The sequence below is a fragment of the Escherichia sp. WS568 genome, assembly GCF_046486085.1.
Taxonomy (GTDB): Bacteria; Pseudomonadota; Gammaproteobacteria; order Enterobacterales; family Enterobacteriaceae; genus Escherichia; species Escherichia coli.
In genome coordinates, this window is the sequence record NZ_JBJQMC010000035.1 from 1 (window position 1) to 21,720 (window position 21,720).

A 21,720-nucleotide genomic window follows, 5' to 3' on the forward strand; every position below is an offset into this window, starting at 1 on the left:
TCCTCTTTCAGAGTCAACCCTGAATTTCAGGATTTTTCTCTTCAACCGAACCGGCTGTTTGTGTGAAGTGATTCACATCCGCCGTGTCGATGGAGGCGCATTATAGGGAGTTCTCCGCAGGCCGCAATAGAAAAATTGCAGAAAAATGACTGACTGCTGCATTCCCCAGCAAAACCCCGCTTTATACCTTTTTACGCACAGAGTTATCCACAATCATCAATGTAATTTCTGTATTTTTCCCACGGTAAACACTGTCAAAATTGTGATCACCATTGAAAGAGAAAAATTCGCGAGCGTTGCGCAAACGTTTTCGTTACAATGCGGGCGAAAAATAAGGATGCCCCGTTAGGGGCGTTAGCTGAGTTTTTCGCGAAAAATTCAGCTAACGCTCTCTGTAATAGTCAAATCCAGGGGATTTACCATGCAACAACGTCGTCCAGTCCGCCGCGCTCTGCTCAGTGTTTCTGACAAAGCCGGTATCGTCGAATTCGCCCAGGCACTTTCCGCACGCGGTGTGGAGCTGCTGTCTACAGGGGGCACTGCCCGTCTGTTAGCAGAAAAAGGTCTGCCGGTAACCGAAGTTTCCGATTACACCGGTTTCCCGGAGATGATGGATGGACGCGTGAAGACCCTGCATCCGAAAGTACATGGTGGCATTCTGGGCCGTCGCGGCCAGGACGATACCATTATGGAAGAACATCAGATCCAGCCTATCGATATGGTGGTTGTTAACCTGTATCCGTTCGCCCAGACCGTTGCTCGTGAAGGCTGCTCGCTGGAAGATGCGGTTGAGAACATCGATATCGGCGGCCCGACGATGGTGCGCTCTGCCGCCAAGAACCATAAAGATGTCGCCATCGTGGTGAAGAGCAGCGACTACGACGCCATTATTAAAGAGATAGATGCCAATGAAGGCTCCCTGACTCTGGAAACTCGCTTTGACCTTGCCATCAAAGCCTTCGAACACACCGCCGCCTACGACAGCATGATTGCCAACTACTTCGGCAGCATGGTTCCGGCTTACCACGGTGAAAGCAAAGAAGCCGCCGGTCGCTTCCCACGCACGCTGAACCTGAACTTCATTAAGAAGCAGGATATGCGTTACGGCGAGAACAGCCACCAGCAGGCTGCCTTCTATATAGAAGAGAATGTCAAAGAAGCCTCCGTTGCTACCGCAACCCAGGTTCAGGGTAAAGCCCTCTCTTATAACAACATCGCCGATACCGATGCGGCGCTGGAGTGCGTGAAAGAGTTCGCCGAGCCGGCATGTGTGATTGTGAAGCACGCCAACCCTTGCGGCGTGGCTATCGGCAATTCCATTCTTGATGCTTACGATCGCGCGTACAAAACCGACCCGACCTCCGCATTCGGCGGCATTATCGCCTTTAACCGCGAGCTGGATGCGGAAACCGCGCAGGCCATCATTTCTCGTCAGTTTGTTGAAGTGATTATTGCGCCGTCCGCCAGCGAAGAAGCCCTGAAAATCACCGCCGCCAAACAGAACGTACGCGTCCTGACCTGCGGTCAGTGGGGCGAGCGTGTTCCGGGTCTTGATTTCAAACGCGTGAACGGCGGTCTGCTGGTTCAGGATCGAGACCTGGGGATGGTCGGTGCAGAAGAACTGCGCGTCGTCACCAAACGTCAGCCGAGCGAACAGGAACTGCGTGATGCGCTGTTCTGCTGGAAAGTGGCGAAGTTCGTGAAATCCAATGCTATCGTCTATGCCAAAAACAATATGACCATCGGTATTGGCGCAGGCCAGATGAGCCGTGTGTACTCCGCGAAAATCGCCGGTATTAAAGCGGCCGATGAAGGCCTGGAAGTGAAAGGTTCCTCGATGGCTTCTGACGCATTCTTCCCGTTCCGCGACGGTATTGATGCCGCCGCCGCTGCGGGTGTGACCTGTGTAATCCAGCCTGGCGGTTCTATCCGTGATGACGAAGTAATTGCCGCCGCCGACGAGCACGGTATTGCAATGCTCTTCACCGACATGCGCCACTTCCGCCATTAATGGAGCAATAGATGAAAGTATTAGTGATTGGTAACGGCGGGCGCGAGCACGCGCTGGCCTGGAAAGCGGCCCAGTCGCCGCTGGTTGAAACTGTTTTTGTTGCTCCGGGTAACGCAGGCACTGCGCTGGAGCCTGCACTGCAAAACGTCGCTATCGGCGTAACCGATATCCCGGCGCTGCTGGATTTCGCGCAAAACGAAAAGATCGATCTAACCATCGTCGGCCCGGAAGCGCCGCTGGTGAAAGGCGTGGTCGATACCTTCCGCGCCGCCGGGATGAAAATCTTCGGCCCAACCGCAGGTGCCGCGCAGCTGGAAGGCTCGAAAGCGTTTACCAAGGATTTCCTGGCCCGCCATCAGATCCCTACGGCGGAATACCAGAACTTCACCGAGGTAGAACCTGCGCTGGCGTATCTGCGTGAGAAAGGCGCGCCAATCGTCATTAAAGCTGACGGTCTGGCTGCCGGGAAAGGCGTTATCGTGGCGATGACGCAGGAAGAAGCGGAAGCGGCTGTTCACGATATGCTGGCGGGCAACGCTTTTGGCGACGCGGGGCATCGCATCGTTATCGAAGAGTTCCTCGACGGCGAAGAAGCGAGCTTTATCGTGATGGTGGACGGTGAGCATGTGCTGCCGATGGCCACCAGCCAGGATCACAAACGCGTAGGCGATAAAGATACCGGGCCGAACACCGGCGGGATGGGCGCTTACTCCCCTGCGCCAGTAGTGACCGATGAGGTTCATCAGCGCACGATGGAACGAATCATCTGGCCAACCGTGAAAGGCATGGCGGCAGAAGGCAACACCTACACTGGTTTTCTCTACGCGGGCCTGATGATCGACAAACAGGGCAATCCGAAGGTTATTGAATTTAACTGCCGCTTTGGCGATCCAGAAACCCAACCGATTATGCTGCGCATGAAGTCCGATCTGGTTGAACTCTGCCTGGCAGCCTGTGAAGGCAAGCTGGACGAGAAAACGTCCGAGTGGGATGAACGCGCTTCTCTCGGCGTGGTGATGGCTGCGGGTGGATATCCGGGCGATTACCGCACCGGCGATGTGATCCACGGCCTGCCGCTGGAAGAAGTGTCTGACGGCAAAGTGTTCCACGCGGGCACGAAACTGGCGGATGACGAGCAGGTAGTGACCAGCGGCGGGCGCGTACTGTGCGTCACCGCGCTGGGTCATACCGTGGCAGAAGCGCAGAAACGCGCTTATGCCTTAATGACCGATATCCATTGGGACGACTGCTTCTGCCGGAAAGATATCGGCTGGCGCGCTATCGAACGCGAGCAGAACTAACGCGACAGTTTTGCCAAGAGCGTTTTGCGCGTGATCCCTAACTGACGGGCGGCTTCGGTTTTGTTGCCGCCCGTTTTCTCCAGTGCCGCAAGAATCACCTCTTTTTCGACTTCCACCAGCGGCTGAATATCCTGACTTTGTACCAGCGGGATCGGCGTACTCGCAATCGCCAGCGGCAGCTCGCGTTCGGAAATATATTCCCCGGTCAGCAGCACCACCGCCCGTTCCACCGCGTTTTCCAGTTCACGAATATTTCCCGGCCAGTCGTAGTGAATCAGCAGATCCATCGCCTGGGGCGTAAAACCTTTTACCGCCTTGCGATTACGCTCGGCAAAGCGCTGAAGAAAATGGTTTGTCAGCAGAGGAATATCTTCCCGCCGCTGACGCAGCGACGGAACTTCAATCGCCACCACGTTCAGGCGATAGTAGAGATCCTGGCGAAAACGCCCGGCATTCACCTCTGCGGCAAGATCGCGATAAGTCGCCGCAATCAGCCGGACATCAACCGAGATGGTCTGGTTGCTGCCGACACGCTGAACTTCGCGCTCCTGAATCGCACGTAGCAGACGCACCTGCATCATCGGCGAGATATCGCCAATTTCATCGAGAAACAACGTGCCGCCGTCCGCCTCAACAAAGCGCCCCTCCCGCCGTTTGTCGGCCCCGGTAAACGCCCCTTTTTCGTGACCGAACAATTCAGATTCCAGCAAGGATTCGTTGAGTGCCGCACAGTTGAGCGTTACCAGTGGTTTTTCACTCCGTGCGCTACTGGCGTGAATCGCCCTGGCGACCAGCTCTTTACCGGTGCCGGAATCGCCATGGATCAGCACCGTGGCTTCCGATGGCGCGACGAGGGCGATTTCACTGAGCAGGTGTTGCATCGCCGGGCTTTTACCGACCATACCGAACTGGCTGGCAGACACCGCAGGCGTTTCAGCGTCAATACTGTGCGTATGCGCGAGGGCCTTTTCCAGCGTCGCCTGCAGGTTATCGAAATCCAGCGGCTTGATGAGATAATCCAGCGCCCCGGTTTTCAACGCCTCTACCGCCGTCTCGACGCTGGAGTACGCGGTCATAATCAGTACCGGAATTGCCGGATTTAACGCTTTGATCTCTTTGAGCGTGGCGATGCCGTCCATCTCTGCCATTCGCACATCGCAAAGCACAAGATCAAAAACCTGTTCCCGCACCTGCTCCAGCGCCTGTCGCCCGCTGTTCGCCAGCGCGACGTTATAGCCCCAGCCGCGCAGTAAAGCCTGCAAAATAGTGCAGTGGCTAATGTCATCATCCACCACCAGAATATCGATATTATCGTGCGTCATCCTTGTGGGTCCTTACGCGTAATATTGACCGGAAGCCAGAGGGTGAACGTTGCGCCTTTTCCCTCCTGGCTTGCGACCTGAATTGTACCACCGTGTTGTTCAACAATATTATGCACGACCGCCAGCCCCAGTCCGGTGCCTTCGGCTTTGGTGGTGAAGTACGGGGTGAAGATGGCTTCAAGCTGATCTGCCGCAATTCCCTTACCGCTGTCGGTAACGCTGATTTTCACACCCGTGCCGCTTTCGCTGGCCGTCACGCTAATCACGCCATGCTGACCAATCGCCTGAATAGCATTGAGATAGAGATTCAACAGGACCTGAGTCAGCCTGTCCGGATCGGCCTGAATTTCCGGTAATGTGTCGTTGGCGGTAAAGCGTAACTGGATCTCCCGGCTGTTTGCATCCTGGCTTACCAGCTGTAATGAGTGGTTAATCAGCGTGTTGAGATCCACCGCCTGCAAAGCCAGATGCGTTGGCTTAACCAGTTCCAGCAACTCGCTTACCACGCGGTTTAAACGGTCGGCTTCTTTCGCCATCACCTGCGCCAGTTGATGCGCTTCTCCCCCTGCTGGCGCGCGTTCGGCAAAGTATTTCGCCAGCCCTTTAATCGAGGAAAGTGGGTTACGGATTTCGTGGGCAACACCTGCCGCAAGGTGCCCCAGCGCCACCAGCTTCTCTTTGCGCTTCATTTCATCCTGCAACAACTGGCGCGAGCGCAGATAGCGACGATACCAGAAGAATGACAACACGCTTGCCAGCAAGACCGTCGCCAGGGCGAAGAGGATAATCAGGGTGTTTCTCTGCTCACGATCTTCGGCACTCACAATGTTACTGGCGTCGAAAGCAATGAAAATTGCTTGTGGTGTCGCGGCATATTGCTGCATATGGCGCATCCGGTGCATTCCAGCAGCAAACATCGGTTGAAACTGGCGATAAATTTCCAGAACAGGCTCGCCGTCTGCGCTATCGATCCGCCGCCACGCTTCTTCATCTCCCGGATGTAACTGCTGCATTTCCTGCGGGGAATAAAGCTGTTTTCCCACCATGCCGGAGTTGCTATGCATCACGATTGTTCCTTGTTCATCCGTGACCGCAAACCAACGTACACCAGGCTGCCCGGCCATTTCTTCCAGTAATGCCTGCTGCTGCGCATGATGCATGCGCATCCCCATGCCGACGCGCGAGCCGGATTCGAGAGCACGGATAAGTACACTGCCTTTTTCCAGCAGCGTTTGTCTGGCGGCGGCAGTCTCGCGCCCATAATCGCGAATCACTGTCACCGCAAACAGCCCCACCAGCCCAACAATGACCACGGGGAGGATCGCGCTTAACCATTTAGCTAAGGAGTCTTTAGAACGTTGCATAAAACGCATCTTCTTCTTTGCCTGCTCATCCCTTTCTGACAGCAGAAATCATGCCATCTTTTATCAGCGCTTACCCTGCGCTGTAACACAAAGGCTTAAGTTTCAATGAGTAAAAATGACTCGCTACCCGCAGCAGGCGAGTCATTTTTACTCGTTTATCATGCCAGATTACCCGTCATATCAGCGTTTCGCCGTTGGCACGGAAGATGCAATACCCGAAGTAAGACAACCACTGGAGGATTAACCATGAAACGGAACACGAAAATTGCCCTGGTAATGATGGCGCTTTCAGCAATGGCGATGGGATCGACATCGGCATTTGCTCACGGCGGACATGGTATGTGGCAGCAAAATGCCGCGCCTTTGACCAGCGAACAACAGACAGTCTGGCAAAAAATTCATAATGACTTTTACGCCCAAAGCAGCGTGCTGCAACAAAAACTGGTGACGAAGCGTTATGAATACAACGCGTTGTTAGCCGCGAACCCACCGGATAGCAGCAAAATCAATGCCGTTGCTAAAGAGATGGAAACGCTGCGTCAATCATTAGACGAGTTACGGGTTAAACGCGATATTGCGATGGCTGAAGCGGGTATCCCGCGCGGTTGCGGTATGGGTTACGGTGGTTGCGATGGTGGCGGTCATATGGGTATGGGCCACTGGTAAATCAGAACGTTTTCTCGTTGGGTTGCCAGCGACAGAAATCAGAGTTTGCCACCAACAGTAATTGCGAACCTTCGGGCGCTTCCAGCCATGCCACGCTGACATCAACAGAAGAGCGGCTCTGGCGGCGCTCGATATGCGCTATCGCCTGCGAATCTAAATCAGGTTTAATGGTTTGCCCTTCGCAGGTGGTCACAGTCTGCTCCATCGCATGCCAGCGCCCCTGGCGCAGCACGACTCTCCCCTGACGTAAGGCATCGCTAATCTGGCGGATCTGATCAGCACGATAACGGTATAAATCGATTTGGTCGTTAGAAAGCTGCTGCTTTTCCCCATCGGATTCACGTTGCATAAAGCTCAGATCGCCGCGATCGTCAAAACGCGCGCGAATGTTCACCGGCGGTTTGCTGTAAACATTGATATTGATGAGCGTGAGGTTATCGCCCTGCCAGCGATACTCTCGCGTTGTGGTATCGCCACTGCGCCACGGGCTAAACACGGCAAGCAGATGCACATTATCGCCGCTGTCTTTTCGCCAGATGCGTACCGCGCCCTGGTCTTCAGCAAATCCACTGGCGGTAAAGGGAGGAAGTGAAGAGTTGTGACTACAGGCAGTGAGAAACAGAGCGCCAGCCAGCATCAATGATCGACGCCAGAAAGACAAAAGGGGTGAAACCACCCCTTCGTTAAAACTGTTCACTGCCACGCAATCTTACTTAACTGCGTCTTTCAGTGCCTTGCCAGAAACAAATGCCGGTACGTTAGCTGCGGCAATTTTGATTTCTTTACCGGTCTGCGGGTTGCGGCCAGTACGCTCAGCGCGGTGGTTCACTTTGAAGGTACCGAAACCAACCAGTTGTACAGCATCGCCTTCTTTCAGAGACTCAGTAATTGCAGCCAGAGTGGACTCCAGAGCAGCTTTAGCCTGGGTTTTGGACAGTTCTGCTTTCTCTGCAATTACATCAATCAGTTGAGTCTTGTTCATAAGTTATCCTTACAATGTGTTTATCGCTTGCTAAGCATCGAGTGCGACGGAAATGCCAGAATAGCACTCTCCTGCATACACGCACCGATAGCCACTTTTTTTCGCCCCCCAAATGTAGACCAGACGGGGGGCGAAAGGGAAGACTCCAGGTACGACAAATCAGGCGTTAAATCACGTTTTCTGGTCTTATTGCTGAAAAATTATACCAATATTGCTCTCACCCGCCTCACGCAGGTCTGCCCTAAGGCCTTTTATCAGCTCGATATCGCGTTCTTCGCACTCAGCTAAAAGTCGGAATATTTCCCACTGAATGTCCCATTCTTGCTCTACAGCTGGGTTTTCTTTGAGCTCTTCATCGCTCATTTCGCGACCAGCCTGAGTCATTTCCAGCATCGCAACGGTCGTGATGGAGGTCTTACTCACTTCCACCGCGTGTTCGAGCGTTTCGCCACTTAAACGCGAATGGACCAGTTCACTTAACGCCACGCATGCATCGATTGCCGGATAAACGCCGTACAGATCGAAATCGTCGGCTGAAGGAATCGCTTCTTCAAATTTCTCCAGTTGGCTGTCGAAATTTACTTTTGCGTCTTTGACGGTCAGCGTTTCCCAGATGAGATCGAGAATGCGGCGGTAAATTTGCCCATCACCAAAACCGGTTTGCTGGCAGAACATGGCGTAATTGGGGTACATGCGTTCGCATAAGCAAGCCATGAAAGTGACGTGCTGCCAGCTTTCCAGGCGCTCCAGACGCAGATGAATTGGGTTTTGTAACATGTTGAGTTCTCAAATACGGAAATTATCCGCAGTTTACCTGAATTAGGGCTGATTTGCTGTATAGCGCACGAACGCCGGACGTTCCGAGGCCACCGCGTCCGCCCAGCGCGTTGGCTCCGGCAGACGATAGCCTTTCATGCAGCGTTGTACCCACGCCAGCGCGCTGTCCACGCTGACCCGATGACCGGTAGCGATAAACAACGGGTTACAGCGCGCTTTGCTGCGCCAGACCCAGGCCAGCTGCTCGCCTTTATCCATCAGTGGGGCCAGCGCGCCCGGTTCGCTGGAGAGCGGTTCGAATTTACCGCAGAGCCGTTTTTTCGCCACGCCAATGGTCGGCACATCCACCAGCAAACCAAAGTGGCTGGCAACGCCAAGACGGCGAGGATGCGAGATCCCGTGACCATCGACAAACACTAAATCCGGCTTTTGTGACAGCATCTCCCACGCTGCCAGCAGCGCAGGATATTCGCGGAAGGAGAGAAAACCTGGAATGTAAGGCATGGTGGTGGCGATGCGGGCCACTTTATACTCCACCAGCTCAAGCGAGGGGTATTTCAGCAGCACCATCGCCGCTCGCGTCACTTCTCCGCCCTGCTCAAATCCGACATCGGCTCCGGCGATCAGATCCGGCGGATCTTTATCGAGTCGATCCTCGCGGATCACAGAAGAAGCCAGTTCAATTTGTTGAGCGCGTAATGACGCGAGATCCATAATCGCTCCTTAGCGGTGATACTGTTCAGACAAGCGATGCACTGCCTCCACAAACACGCCAGCATGTTCTGGCGGCACATCCTGATGAATGCCGTGACCAAGGTTAAAGACATGACCTTCGCCGTGACCGAAACCGGCAAGTATAGTCGCAACTTCTTCTTCAATGCGGGCAGGTGGCGCGTACAGCATCGACGGATCCATATTACCCTGCAGCGCGACTTTATTGCCCACGCGACGGCGCGCATCGGCGATGTCCGTTGTCCAGTCGAGGCCCAGCGCATCGCAACCGGTTTCTGCCATCGCTTCCAGCCACTGTCCGCCACCTTTGGTAAACAGCGTGACCGGTACGCGGCGACCGTCGTTTTCACGCAGTAAACCATCAACAATTTTATGCATGTAATAGAGCGAGAACTGTTGATAATCGCGCCCGGTAAGCACGCCGCCCCAGGTGTCGAAAATCATCACTGCCTGAGCACCGGCTTTAATCTGCGCATTCAGATACAAAGTGACGCTTTTCGCCAGTTTATCGAGTAGCGCGTGCAGCGCCTGCGGATCGGCATACATCATTTTTTTGATCACGGTGAAGGCTTTGCTGCTGCCGCCTTCCACCATGTAGGTCGCCAGCGTCCACGGGCTGCCAGAAAAACCAATCAGCGGCACTTCGCCTTTCAGTTCGCGACGAATGGTACGCACCGCGTTCATCACGTAACCCAGCTCATCTTCCGGGTCCGGAATTGGCAGTTTATCGACGTCGGCTTTGCAGGTGACTGGCGAGGTAAAACGCGGACCTTCTCCGGCTTCAAAATAGAGCCCTAACCCCATCGCGTCCGGCACGGTGAGGATATCGGAAAAGAGGATCGCCGCATCCAGCGGGTAGCGACGCAGCGGTTGCAAAGTCACTTCGCACGCCAGCTCGGCGTTTTTGCACAGCGACATAAAATCGCCCGCCTGGGCGCGCGTGGCTTTATATTCCGGTAGATAGCGACCCGCCTGGCGCATCATCCATACTGGAGTGACATCAACGGGCTGGCGCAGCAGCGCCCGCAGATAACGATCGTTTTTAAGTTCGGTCATTTTGGCTGTTCCTTAGTGCGTCAGGCGGTCAGTGTATCATCACTCATACTCTGCCCGACACATCGCCACTGTATCTTCTATCAGACGGCGCGCTACGGTGCCGGGCGGCGGGAGTAACGGCAAATCGTCATAGCGATACCAGTTCGCCTCAAGCAATTCTTTCGGGTCGATCACGATCTCGCCGCTGTCATATTCCGCCATAAACGCGGTCATTAAAGACTGAGGAAACGGCCACGGCTGGGAAGTCACGTAACGCAAGTTTTTAACTTTAATTCCGCTCTCTTCCATCACTTCCCGCGCGACAGCCTGCTCGAGGGTTTCGCCCACTTCGACGAATCCGGCAAGTACCGTATGGACACCGTTACGATGGCGGGTATGCTGGGCGAGGAGGATCGAATCATCGCGACGGATGGCAACAATAATGCAGGGGGCGATTTGCGGGTAGTAACGCTCACGGCAATGGCTGCACAGCATCGCCCATTCGGTTTTGCTTGGATACATTTCATGCCCGCAGTAACCACAGTATTTATGCGATCGGTAAAACTCCGCCAGTTGCACGCCACGTCCGGCCAGTTGAAACAGCCCAACATCGAGATCAATGACCTGACGTACCGACCCCATATCGTGACGCCGCTGCTGTTGTACTAACCAAACAGGTTCCCCCTGCCATTCGCCGATTTGTAGTGCGCGCTGACCCACAAGATCGAAATTTGCCGCTTCGCCATATGGCAATTCTCCCTTCGGCAACCATAATTTTTGTTCATGGCTGACGACCCACCAGCCGTGATCTAATTTTTCAATTATACGATCCATAGCTCTTGCACTACCTTTGCATCACTGGCATGTTTAACATGGTTTTTACATTTCTCACTGAGCAGTTTTTGAATACAAACTTGCGGAGTCAATCATGCTTAACCAGCTCGATAACCTGACGGAGCGCGTCAGAGGAAGTAACAAACTGGTTGATCGCTGGCTACATGTACGTAAGCATCTGCTCGTGGCTTACTACAATCTGGTTGGCATTAAGCCTGGCAAAGAATCGTACATGAGGCTAAACGAAAAAGCCCTTGATGATTTTTGTCAGAGCCTGGTCGATTACTTGTCTGCCGGACATTTCAGTATTTATGAGCGCATTCTTCATAAGCTGGAAGGCAACGGGCAACTCGCGCGCGCCGCGAAGATTTGGCCGCAACTCGAAGCCAATACCCAACAGATCATGGATTACTACGATTCCAGCCTGGAAACCGCCATCGATCATGATAATTACCTTGAGTTTCAACAGGTTTTATCTGACATCGGCGAGGCGCTGGAAGCGCGCTTTGTGCTGGAAGATAAGCTGATTCTGCTGGTGCTTGACGCCGCCCGCGTCAAACATCCTGCTTGAGTTCTGCGCTGTTAACGCGTAATTTACATTCAACGCCCCGTTTGTGGGGCTAATTTCTTGTCGGAGTGCCTTAACTGGCTGAGACCGTTTATTCGGGATCCGCGGAACCTGATCAGGCTAATACCTGCGAAGGGAACAAGAGTTAATCTGCTATCGCATCGCCTTTGCGGCGATCGTCTCTTGCTTCATCCGTCGTCTGACAAGCCACGTCCTTAACTTTTTGGAATGAGCTATGTCTGCAACAAAACTGACCCGCCGCGAACAACGCGCCCAGGCCCAACATTTTATCGACACCCTGGAAGGCACCGCCTTTCCAAACTCAAAACGCATTTACATCACCGGCACACAACCCGGCGTGCGCGTGCCGATGCGTGAGATCCAGCTTAGCCCGACGCTAATCGGCGGTAGCAAAGAACAGCCGCAGTACGAAGAAAACGAAGCGATTCCGGTCTACGACGCCTCCGGCCCGTATGGCGATCCGCAGATTGCCATTAACGTGCAGCAAGGGCTGGCAAAACTACGCCAGCCGTGGATCGATGCGCGCGGCGATACCGAAGAACTTACCGTGCGCAGTTCCGATTACACTAAAGCGCGACTGGCAGATGATGGCCTCGACGAGCTACGTTTTAGCGGCGTATTAACCCCAAAGCGCGCCAAAGCAGGACGCCGCGTCACCCAACTGCACTACGCCCGCCGGGGCATCATCACGCCCGAAATGGAATTCATCGCCATTCGCGAGAATATGGGTCGCGAGCGCATACGTAGCGAAGTTTTGCGCCACCAGCATCCGGGAATGAGCTTTGGCGCACGTCTGCCGGAAAATATCACTGCGGAATTTGTCCGTGATGAAGTTGCTGCCGGACGTGCGATTATCCCGGCCAACATTAATCATCCGGAATCGGAGCCGATGATTATTGGTCGCAATTTCCTGGTAAAAGTTAACGCCAATATCGGCAACTCGGCGGTCACCTCTTCCATCGAAGAAGAAGTGGAAAAGCTGGTATGGTCCACGCGCTGGGGAGCGGATACGGTGATGGATCTCTCCACCGGTCGCTATATTCACGAAACCCGCGAGTGGATTTTGCGTAACAGCCCGGTGCCGATCGGTACAGTGCCGATCTACCAGGCGCTGGAGAAGGTTAACGGGATCGCCGAAGATCTTACCTGGGAAGCGTTCCGCGACACGCTGCTGGAACAAGCCGAGCAAGGTGTGGATTACTTCACTATCCATGCGGGCGTACTGCTGCGCTATGTGCCGATGACCGCGAAACGCCTGACTGGTATCGTCTCTCGCGGCGGTTCGATTATGGCGAAATGGTGCCTCTCCCATCATCAGGAAAATTTCCTCTATCAACACTTCCGCGAAATTTGTGAAATCTGTGCCGCTTATGACGTTTCGCTGTCGCTGGGCGACGGTCTGCGCCCCGGTTCTGTTCAGGACGCCAACGATGAAGCGCAATTTGCCGAGCTGCATACGCTGGGTGAACTGACCAAAATCGCCTGGGAATATGACGTACAGGTGATGATTGAAGGCCCAGGCCACGTGCCGATGCAGATGATCCGCCGCAATATGACCGAGGAGTTAGAGCAATGCCACGAAGCGCCGTTTTACACTCTGGGGCCGCTAACTACCGATATCGCGCCGGGTTATGACCACTTCACGTCGGGGATTGGTGCGGCGATGATTGGCTGGTTTGGCTGCGCGATGCTCTGTTACGTAACGCCGAAAGAGCATCTGGGCCTGCCAAATAAAGAAGATGTTAAACAAGGGCTTATCACCTATAAGATTGCCGCTCACGCCGCCGACCTGGCGAAAGGGCATCCGGGCGCGCAAATTCGCGATAACGCCATGTCGAAAGCCCGCTTCGAATTTCGCTGGGAAGACCAGTTTAATCTGGCCCTCGACCCGTTTACTGCCCGCGCTTATCACGATGAAACCCTGCCGCAAGAGTCCGGTAAAGTCGCCCATTTTTGCTCCATGTGTGGACCGAAATTCTGCTCGATGAAAATCAGCCAGGAAGTGCGTGATTACGCCGCCGCGCAAACCATTGAAGTGGGAATGGCGGATATGTCGGAGAACTTCCGCGCCAGAGGCGGAGAAATCTACCTGCGTAAGGAGGAAGCGTGATGTATCAGCCTGAGTTTCCTCCTGTACCCTTTCGTTTAGGACTGTACCCGGTGGTTGACAGCGTACAGTGGATCGAACGTCTGTTGGATGCAGGCGTACGTACTCTCCAGCTACGCATCAAAGATCGGCGCGATGAAGAGGTAGAAGCCGATGTCGTGGCGGCAATTGCGCTGGGCCGCCGATATAACGCGCGATTGTTTATTAATGATTACTGGCGACTGGCGATCAAGCATCAAGCATACGGCGTCCATTTGGGGCAGGAAGATTTGCAAGCCACCGATCTCAGCGCCATCCGCGCGGCAGGTCTGCGACTGGGCGTTTCGACACATGATGATATGGAAATCGACGTCGCGCTGGCGGCACGTCCTTCTTATATCGCGCTGGGACATGTGTTTCCGACACAAACCAAACAGATGCCTTCCGCACCGCAGGGGCTGGAACAGCTGGCACGGCATGTTGAGCGCCTGGTGGATTATCCCACCGTGGCGATTGGCGGTATCAGTCTGCCGCGCGCGCCTGAGGTGATAGCAACGGGTGTCGGCAGTATCGCCGTCGTCAGCGCCATTACTCAAGCCGCAGACTGGCGTTTGGCAACGGCACAGTTGCTGGAAATTGCAGGAGTTGGCGATGAATGACCGTGACTTTATGCGTTATAGCCGCCAAATCCTGCTCGACGATATCGCTCTGGACGGGCAGCAAAAACTGCTCGACAGCCAGGTGCTGATTATTGGTCTTGGCGGGCTGGGTACACCTGCTGCGCTATACCTGGCGGGGGCTGGCGTCGGGACGCTGGTACTGGCAGATGACGACGATGTGCATTTAAGCAATCTGCAACGACAAATCCTCTTTACCACTGAAGATATCGATCTCCCGAAATCACAGGTCAGCCAACAGCGACTGACACAGTTGAATCCCGACATTCAACTGATGGCATTACAACAACGATTAACGGGTGAGACGTTAAAAGATGCGGTTGCACAAGCCGATGTGGTGCTCGACTGTACTGACAATATGGCGACTCGCCAGGAGATTAATGCCACCTGCGTGGCACTCAACACGCCGCTTATCACCGCCAGCGCGGTCGGATTTGGCGGTCAGTTGATGGTACTGACGCCGCCCTGGGAGCAGGGGTGTTACCGCTGCCTGTGGCCAGATAACCAGGAGCCAGAACGCAACTGCCGCACGGCGGGCGTGGTTGGCCCGGTGGTCGGGGTTATGGGCACTTTACAGGCACTGGAAGCCATTAAGTTATTAAGCGGTATAGAGACGCCTGCGGGAGAACTCCGACTGTTCGACGGTAAATCGAGCCAGTGGCGCAGTCTGACGTTGCGCCGCGCCAGCGGTTGCCCGGTATGTGGAGGATGCAATGCAGATCCTGTTTAACGATCAACCGATGCAGTGTGTCGCCGGACTAACTGTTCACGAACTGCTGGAGCAACTCGATCAACAACAAGCAGGTGCGGCACTGGCGATTAATCAGCAAATCGTCCCGCGGGAACAATGGGCGCAACATATCGTGCAGGATGGCGACCAGATCCTGCTTTTTCAAGTTATTGCAGGGGGTTGAGATGTTACATATTGCGAACAAAACGTTTGATTCACATCTGTTTACTGGCACCGGAAAATTCGCCTCTTCACAACTGATGGTGGAGTCTATTCGCGCTTCCGGCAGCCAACTGGTGACGCTGGCGATGAAACGCGTCAACTTGCGCCAGCACAACGACGCTATCCTCGAACCGCTTATCGCGGCGGGTGTGACCCTGCTGCCAAATACATCCGGGGCGAAAACAGCGGAAGAAGCCATTTTCGCCGCCCATCTGGCTCGTGAAGCGTTAGGCACAAACTGGTTAAAATTAGAGATTCACCCTGACGCCCGCTGGCTGTTGCCCGATCCCATCGAAACCCTGAAAGCCGCCGAAACGCTGGTACAACAGGGATTTGTCGTGCTGCCTTACTGCGGGGCCGATCCGGTATTGTGTAAACGTCTGGAAGAAGTCGGCTGTGCAGCGGTGATGCCGCTCGGCGCGCCGATTGGCTCGAATCAGGGACTGGAAACCCGTGCCATGCTGGAGATTATTATCCAGCAAGCCACGGTTCCGGTGGTTGTCGATGCTGGCATCGGCGTTCCCAGCCATGCCGCGCAGGCGCTGGAAATGGGGGCCGACGCGGTGTTAGTGAATACGGCGATTGCCGTCGCGGACGATCCCGTCAACATGGCGAAGGCATTTCGTCTGGCAGTAGAAGCAGGCCTGCTGGCACGTCAGTCCGGACCGGGCAGCCGCAGTCATTTTGCTCATGCCACCAGCCCGCTGACCGGATTTCTGGAGGCATCGGCATGAAAAACTTCAGCGATCGCTGGCGACAACTGGACTGGGACGACATCCGCCTGCGTATCAACGGCAAAACGGCTGCTGACGTAGAGCGGGCGCTAAATGCCTCGCAACTCACCCGCGACGATATGATGGCGCTGTTATCGCCAGCCGCCATTGGCTATCTGGAACCACTGGCCCAACGGGCGCAGCGTCTGACCCGTCAACGATTTGGCAACACTGTTAGCTTCTACGTCCCGCTTTATCTTTCCAATCTTTGCGCTAACGACTGCACGTACTGCGGATTCTCTATGAGCAACCGCATCAAGCGCAAAACGCTGGATGAAGCGGATATTGCCAGGGAAAGCGCCGCTATACGGGAGATGGGCTTTGAACATCTGCTTTTAGTCACTGGTGAACATCAGGCGAAAGTGGGGATGGATTACTTTCGTCGTCATCTCCCTGCCCTGCGTGAACAGTTCTCTTCACTACAGATGGAAGTGCAACCGCTGGCGGAGACGGAATACGCCGAGTTAAAGCAACTAGGTCTGGATGGCGTGATGGTTTATCAGGAGACATATCACGAGGCGACTTATGCCCGCCATCATCTGAAAGGTAAAAAACAGGACTTCTTCTGGCGGCTGGAAACGCCGGATCGGCTAGGGCATGCGGGGATTGATAAGATAGGCCTCGGCGCGCTAATCGGCCTTTCCGACAACTGGCGAGTTGACTGCTATATGGTTGCCGAACATTTGCTATGGCTGCAACAACATTACTGGCAAAGCCGCTACTCTGTCTCCTTCCCACGCCTGCGTCCATGTACTGGCGGCATTGAGCCTGCGTCGATTATGGATGAACGCCAGTTAGTGCAAACCATCTGCGCCTTCCGGCTGCTTGCACCGGAGATTGAACTGTCACTCTCCACGCGGGAATCACCGTGGTTTCGCGATCGCGTTATTCCGCTGGCAATTAATAACGTCAGCGCTTTTTCGAAAACGCAGCCAGGTGGCTATGCCGACAATCACCCCGAGCTGGAACAGTTCTCACCACACGACGATCGCAGGCCGGAAGCGGTTGCTGCCGCGTTAACCGCTCAGGGTTTGCAGCCGGTATGGAAAGACTGGGACAGCTATCTGGGACGCGCCTCGCAAAGGCCATGAGACAGAATGTAAGAACGTAAATTTATTCCGAGCCGCTACGGAAGATGAAAAACGCAAGGTTGTTGAAAGCGTTGTGTTTTTTTATGGTAGTGCCGTCAGCAGGAATGTTGTCCAGGGCGAAAAGCTTCTTCCTCGTTTCGCCCTGCCTTTCTTAATATTTCCCATGAAGAATTTGCCCTCTGAATAACACCCATAAAAAAACCCGCCGAAGCGGGTTTTTACGTTATTTGCGGATTAACGATTACTCGTTATCAGAACCGCCCAGACCTGCGTTCAGCAGTTCTGCCAGGCTGGCAGATGCGTCTTCTGCAGTCACCTGCGGTGCAGCCGGAGCTTCACCCGCAGCACGGCGACGCATACGATCCTGGTGGTACGCGTAACCGGTACCTGCCGGGATCAGACGACCCACGATAACGTTCTCTTTCAGGCCGCGCAATTCGTCGCGTTTGCCCGCAACGGCTGCTTCGGTCAGCACGCGAGTGGTCTCCTGGAACGATGCCGCGGAGATGAAGGACTCGGTTGCCAGAGACGCTTTGGTGATACCCAGCAGATCGCGGGAGTAAGTTGCCCCCACTTTGCCGTTCGCTTCCAGTTCGCGGTTTGCGATCTTGACGCGAGAGTATTCAACCTGTTCACCTTCCAGGAAGTCGGAGCTGCCCGCGTTAACGATGGTAGCTTTACGCAGCATCTGACGAACGATAACTTCGATGTGTTTATCGTTAATCTTAACGCCCTGCAGACGGTATACGTCCTGTACTTCGTTAACGATGTAACGAGTAACAGCATGAACACCACGCAGACGCAGAATGTCGTGCGGCGCTTCCGGACCGTCGGAAATTACGTCACCACGTTCTACACGTTCACCTTCGAACACGTTGAGCTGACGCCATTTCGGAATCATCTCTTCGTACGGATCGCTACCGTCTACCGGGGTGATAACCAGACGACGTTTACCTTTGGTTTCTTTACCGAAGGAAACGATACCGCTGATTTCAGCCAGGATTGCCGGCTCTTTCGGACGACGTGCTTCGAACAGGTCCGCAACGCGCGGCAGACCACCGGTGATGTCCTTGGTACCGCCGGATTCCTGCGGAATACGCGCCAGGGTGTCACCAGAGCTGATCTGTACGCCATCTTCCAGCTGAACAATCGCTTTACCCGGCAGGAAGTACTGCGCAGGCATATCGGTACCCGGGATCAGAACGTCGTTACCCTGAGCATCAACGATTTTCAGTGCCGGACGCAGATCTTTACCACCTGCGGTACGTTCTGCGGAATCCAGAACCACCAGCGAAGACAGACCGGTCAATTCGTCGGTCTGACGAGTAATGGTCTGGCCGTCGATCATGTCAGTAAAGCGTACAAAACCGCTTACTTCGGTGATAACCGGCATGGTGTGCGGGTCCCAGTTTGCAACGGTTTCGCCGCCAGCAACCTGTTCGCCATCGCCTTTCGCCAGTACCGCACCGTAAGGTACTTTGTAGCTTTCTTTGGTACGACCGAATTCGTCGATCAGTTTCAGTTCGGTGTTACGGGAAGTGATAACCAGTTTACCGCTGGAGTTCACAACCGACTTCACGTTGCTGAGCTTGATGCTACCTTTGTTTTTCACCTGGATGCTGGATTCAGCAGCCGCACGAGATGCCGCACCACCGATGTGGAACGTACGCATGGTCAGCTGTGTACCCGGTTCACCGATGGACTGTGCCGCGATTACACCGATTGCTTCACCTTTGTTGATGAGGTGGCCACGCGCCAGGTCACGACCGTAGCAGTGCGCACATACACCAAAGTCGGTGTCACAAGATACAACAGAACGTACTTTAACCGCGTCGACAGAGTTCTCTTCCAGCAGGTCACACCACTGTTCGTGCAGCAGCGTGTTGCGCGGAACGAGGATATCAGCAGTACCCGGCTTCAGAACGTCTTCAGCAGTTACACGACCCAATACGCGATCGCGCAGCGGCTCTTTAACGTCACCACCCTCGATAACCGGAGTCATCATGATACCTTCATGGGTACCACAATCGTCTTCGGTAACCACCAGGTCCTGCGCCACGTCAACCAGACGACGAGTCAGGTAACCGGAGTTCGCCGTTTTCAGTGCGGTATCCGCCAGACCTTTACGAGCACCGTGGGTGGAGATGAAGTACTGGAGTACGTTCAGACCTTCACGGAAGTTCGCGGTGATTGGCGTTTCGATGATGGAGCCATCCGGCTTCGCCATCAGACCACGCATACCCGCCAGCTGACGAATCTGTGCCGCAGAACCACGCGCACCGGAGTCGGCCATCATGTAGATGCTGTTGAAGGAAACCTGCTTCTCTTCCTGACCGTCACGGTTAATAACGGTTTCAGTTTGCAGGTTATCCATCATCGCTTTGGATACACGATCGTTCGCCGCAGCCCAGATATCGATAACTTTGTTGTAGCGTTCGCCCGCAGTTACCAGACCAGACTGGAACTGCTCCTGAATTTCAGCAACTTCTGCTTCTGCCTCGGAGATGATTTCGTGTTTCTTCTCCGGGATGACCATGTCATCGATACCAACAGATGCACCAGAACGCGCTGCATAGGCAAAGCCGGTATACATGATCTGGTCCGCAAAAATAACGGTCGGTTTCAGACCGAGAATGCGGTAGCAGGTGTTCAGCATTTTGGAGATTGCTTTTTTACCCAGCGCCTGGTTGACGATGGTGTAAGGCAGACCTTTCGGTACAATCATCCACAGAATGGCACGGCCAACAGTCGTGTCTTTCAGGCTGGTTTTCGCCACTAATTCACCGTTAGCATCTTTTTCATACTCGGTGATACGCACTTTAACGCGCGCATGCAGAGAAGCCAGACCAGAGCGATACAGACGTTCTGCTTCTTTCGGGCCAGTCAGCACCATGCCTTCGCCTTTGGCGTTAACACAGTCGCGGGTCATGTAGTACAGACCCAGTACAACGTCCTGAGACGGAACGATGATTGGTTCGCCGTTTGCCGGGGACAGGATGTTGTTGGTAGACATCATCAGCGCACGCGCTTCCAGCTGGGCTTCCAGCGTCAGCGGTACGTGAACAGCCATCTGGTCACCATCGAAGTCGGCGTTATATGCCGCACAAACCAGCGGGTGCAGCTGGATAGCTTTACCTTCGATCAGTACCGGTTCAAATGCCTGGATACCCAGACGGTGCAGAGTCGGTGCACGGTTCAGCAGTACCGGGTGTTCGCGGATAACTTCGTCCAGGATATCCCAAACGACAGCTTCTTCGCGCTCAACCATTTTCTTCGCAGCTTTAATGGTGGTAGCAAGACCACGCAGTTCCAGCTTGCCGTAGATGAACGGTTTGAACAGCTCCAGTGCCATTTTCTTCGGCAGACCGCACTGATGCAGACGCAGGTATGGACCTACGGTGATTACAGAACGACCGGAGTAGTCAACACGCTTACCGAGCAGGTTCTGACGGAAACGACCCTGTTTACCTTTGATCATGTCGGCCAAAGATTTCAGAGGACGCTTGTTAGAACCGGTGATTGCACGACCGCGACGACCGTTATCCAGCAGGGCGTCTACCGCTTCCTGCAGCATACGTTTTTCGTTACGTACGATGATGTCCGGCGCAGCCAGATCCAGCAGACGTTTCAGACGGTTGTTACGGTTAATGACGCGACGATACAGATCGTTCAGGTCAGAAGTCGCGAAACGACCACCATCCAGCGGAACCAGCGGACGCAGATCTGGCGGCAGTACCGGCAGAACGGTCAGGATCATCCACTCTGGTTTGTTACCAGACTGAACGAACGCTTCCAGCAGTTTGATACGCTTGGTCAGCTTTTTACGCTTGGTTTCGGAGTTGGTTTCGTTCAGCTCTTCACGCAGCTGTTCGCACTCTTGCTCCAGATCCATGCTCTTCAGCAGGGCCTGGATTGCTTCCGCACCCATCTTCGCGTCGAATTCGTCACCGAACTCTTCCAGCGCGTCCAGATACTGCTCTTCAGTCAGGATCTGCTGACGCTCCAGGTTGGTCATACCGCCTTCGATAACCACATAGGATTCGAAGTACAGTACGCGTTCGATATCGCGCAGCGGCATATCGAGCAGCAGGCCGATACGGGACGGCAGCGATTTCAGGAACCAGATGTGCGCAGTCGGGGAAGCCAGTTCGATGTGGCCCATACGCTCACGGCGTACTTTAGTCTGGGTCACTTCAACACCGCACTTCTCACAGATGACGCCACGGTGTTTCAGGCGCTTGTACTTACCGCACAGGCACTCGTAATCTTTTACCGGCCCAAAGATACGGGCGCAGAAAAGGCCGTCACGTTCTGGTTTGAACGTACGGTAGTTGATGGTTTCCGGCTTTTTAACTTCACCGAAAGACCATGAACGGATCATGTCTGGCGAAGCCAGAGCAATTTTGATCGCATCAAACTCTTCGGTTTTAGTCTGCGCTTTCAGAAACTTTAATAAATCTTTCACGGATTTGCTCCCGTCGGAGTTAGCACAATCCGCTGCCGGGTTTTACCCCGACAGCAGTGACCT

Annotated in this window: 20 protein-coding genes and 1 riboswitch; of the genes, 11 read left to right on the top strand and 9 right to left on the bottom strand. The window is 54.4% G+C overall.

The annotated features are described in order from the left end of the window. Positions 1–421: 421 nt before the first annotated feature. Both purH and purD read left to right on the top strand, forming a co-directional pair. Positions 422–2,011 carry a bifunctional phosphoribosylaminoimidazolecarboxamide formyltransferase/IMP cyclohydrolase gene (purH, locus tag ACJHWR_RS23725; RefSeq protein WP_001187583.1) on the top strand — a complete coding sequence of 530 codons (1,590 nt, stop codon included), beginning with the start codon at positions 422–424 and terminating at the stop codon, positions 2,009–2,011. Positions 2,012–2,022: 11 nt separating this feature from the next. Continuing rightward, the gene (gene purD, locus ACJHWR_RS23730; RefSeq protein ID WP_000866828.1) at positions 2,023–3,312 is read left to right on the top strand and encodes a phosphoribosylamine--glycine ligase; all 1,290 of its coding nucleotides are present in this window, start codon (positions 2,023–2,025) and stop codon (positions 3,310–3,312) included. Here purD and zraR read toward each other — a convergent pair. Further along, a complete protein-coding gene (gene zraR, locus ACJHWR_RS23735) occupies positions 3,309–4,634 on the bottom strand; it encodes a sigma-54-dependent response regulator transcription factor ZraR (RefSeq protein WP_410226719.1) in 1,326 nt (441 codons plus the stop codon). The two genes, purD and zraR, sit on opposite strands and share 4 nt — an antisense overlap. Beyond that, positions 4,631–6,007, bottom strand: a complete 1,377-nt coding sequence (gene zraS / locus ACJHWR_RS23740) for a two-component system sensor histidine kinase ZraS (RefSeq protein ID WP_001211918.1) — start codon at positions 6,005–6,007, stop codon at positions 4,631–4,633. The genes zraR and zraS overlap by 4 nt, the downstream gene beginning before the upstream one ends. Before the next feature lie 106 nt (positions 6,008–6,113). Here zraS and ACJHWR_RS23745 point away from each other — a divergent pair, with 106 nt between their 5' ends. Beyond that, the gene (locus ACJHWR_RS23745; RefSeq protein ID WP_001298656.1) at positions 6,114–6,242 is read left to right on the top strand and encodes a hypothetical protein; all 129 of its coding nucleotides are present in this window, start codon (positions 6,114–6,116) and stop codon (positions 6,240–6,242) included. Positions 6,243–6,244: 2 nt separating this feature from the next. Beyond that, a complete protein-coding gene (gene zraP / locus ACJHWR_RS23750; RefSeq protein ID WP_012311977.1) occupies positions 6,245–6,664 on the top strand; it encodes a zinc resistance sensor/chaperone ZraP in 420 nt (139 codons plus the stop codon). A gap of 1 nt (position 6,665) precedes the next feature. Here the strand turns inward: zraP and ACJHWR_RS23755 are convergent, their stop codons facing one another. The 6 genes from ACJHWR_RS23755 to nudC form a co-directional block, all read right to left on the bottom strand. Further along, positions 6,666–7,361, bottom strand: a complete 696-nt coding sequence (locus ACJHWR_RS23755; RefSeq protein ID WP_001300651.1) for a DUF1481 domain-containing protein — start codon at positions 7,359–7,361, stop codon at positions 6,666–6,668. 12 nt (positions 7,362–7,373) lie between these two features. Then, positions 7,374–7,646 (bottom strand): nucleoid-associated protein HU-alpha, encoded by a 273-nt coding sequence (gene hupA, locus ACJHWR_RS23760; protein WP_001044513.1) that lies wholly within the window; start codon positions 7,644–7,646, stop codon positions 7,374–7,376. 186 nt (positions 7,647–7,832) lie between these two features. Continuing rightward, entirely contained in the window at positions 7,833–8,423 is a 591-nt protein-coding gene (locus tag ACJHWR_RS23765; RefSeq protein WP_000940106.1) for a YjaG family protein, read from the bottom strand. 42 nt (positions 8,424–8,465) lie between these two features. Further along, complete coding sequence (gene nfi / locus ACJHWR_RS23770) at positions 8,466–9,137, bottom strand: deoxyribonuclease V (protein WP_000362388.1); 672 nt, start codon at positions 9,135–9,137, stop codon at positions 8,466–8,468. A gap of 9 nt (positions 9,138–9,146) precedes the next feature. Continuing rightward, positions 9,147–10,211 carry a uroporphyrinogen decarboxylase gene (gene hemE, locus ACJHWR_RS23775; RefSeq protein ID WP_000137657.1) on the bottom strand — a complete coding sequence of 355 codons (1,065 nt, stop codon included), beginning with the start codon at positions 10,209–10,211 and terminating at the stop codon, positions 9,147–9,149. A 39-nt stretch (positions 10,212–10,250) separates the two neighbouring features. Next, on the bottom strand, positions 10,251–11,024 hold the full coding sequence (nudC, locus tag ACJHWR_RS23780) for an NAD(+) diphosphatase (RefSeq protein ID WP_000373941.1): 774 nt from the start codon (positions 11,022–11,024) through the stop codon (positions 10,251–10,253). A 94-nt stretch (positions 11,025–11,118) separates the two neighbouring features. Between nudC and rsd the strand changes: the two genes are divergently transcribed. From rsd to thiH, 7 genes are all read left to right on the top strand, one after another. Beyond that, positions 11,119–11,595, top strand: a complete 477-nt coding sequence (gene rsd, locus ACJHWR_RS23785) for a sigma D regulator (RefSeq protein WP_000934302.1) — start codon at positions 11,119–11,121, stop codon at positions 11,593–11,595. 51 nt (positions 11,596–11,646) lie between these two features. Further along, positions 11,647–11,747, top strand: a riboswitch (TPP riboswitch). An 80-nt stretch (positions 11,748–11,827) separates the two neighbouring features. Next, entirely contained in the window at positions 11,828–13,723 is a 1,896-nt protein-coding gene (gene thiC / locus ACJHWR_RS23790) for a phosphomethylpyrimidine synthase ThiC (protein ID WP_001276904.1), read from the top strand. Beyond that, a complete protein-coding gene (thiE, locus tag ACJHWR_RS23795) occupies positions 13,723–14,358 on the top strand; it encodes a thiamine phosphate synthase (protein WP_000284656.1) in 636 nt (211 codons plus the stop codon). Before thiC ends, thiE begins: the two co-directional genes overlap by 1 nt. Next, positions 14,351–15,106, top strand: coding sequence for a thiazole biosynthesis adenylyltransferase ThiF (thiF, locus tag ACJHWR_RS23800; RefSeq protein WP_001337552.1), 756 nt, complete (start codon positions 14,351–14,353; stop codon positions 15,104–15,106). Before thiE ends, thiF begins: the two co-directional genes overlap by 8 nt. Further along, entirely contained in the window at positions 15,090–15,290 is a 201-nt protein-coding gene (gene thiS, locus ACJHWR_RS23805; RefSeq protein WP_001166248.1) for a sulfur carrier protein ThiS, read from the top strand. The genes thiF and thiS overlap by 17 nt, the downstream gene beginning before the upstream one ends. Position 15,291: 1 nt before the next feature. After that, positions 15,292–16,062: a thiazole synthase gene (thiG, locus tag ACJHWR_RS23810; RefSeq protein ID WP_000902353.1), complete on the top strand. Its 771-nt coding sequence runs from the start codon at positions 15,292–15,294 to the stop codon at positions 16,060–16,062. Beyond that, a complete protein-coding gene (gene thiH / locus ACJHWR_RS23815) occupies positions 16,059–17,192 on the top strand; it encodes a 2-iminoacetate synthase ThiH (RefSeq protein WP_000787958.1) in 1,134 nt (377 codons plus the stop codon). The genes thiG and thiH overlap by 4 nt, the downstream gene beginning before the upstream one ends. A gap of 241 nt (positions 17,193–17,433) precedes the next feature. Here thiH and rpoC read toward each other — a convergent pair whose 3' ends face one another. After that, positions 17,434–21,657 (bottom strand): DNA-directed RNA polymerase subunit beta', encoded by a 4,224-nt coding sequence (gene rpoC / locus ACJHWR_RS23820; RefSeq protein ID WP_000653953.1) that lies wholly within the window; start codon positions 21,655–21,657, stop codon positions 17,434–17,436. Positions 21,658–21,720 lie beyond the last annotated feature (63 nt).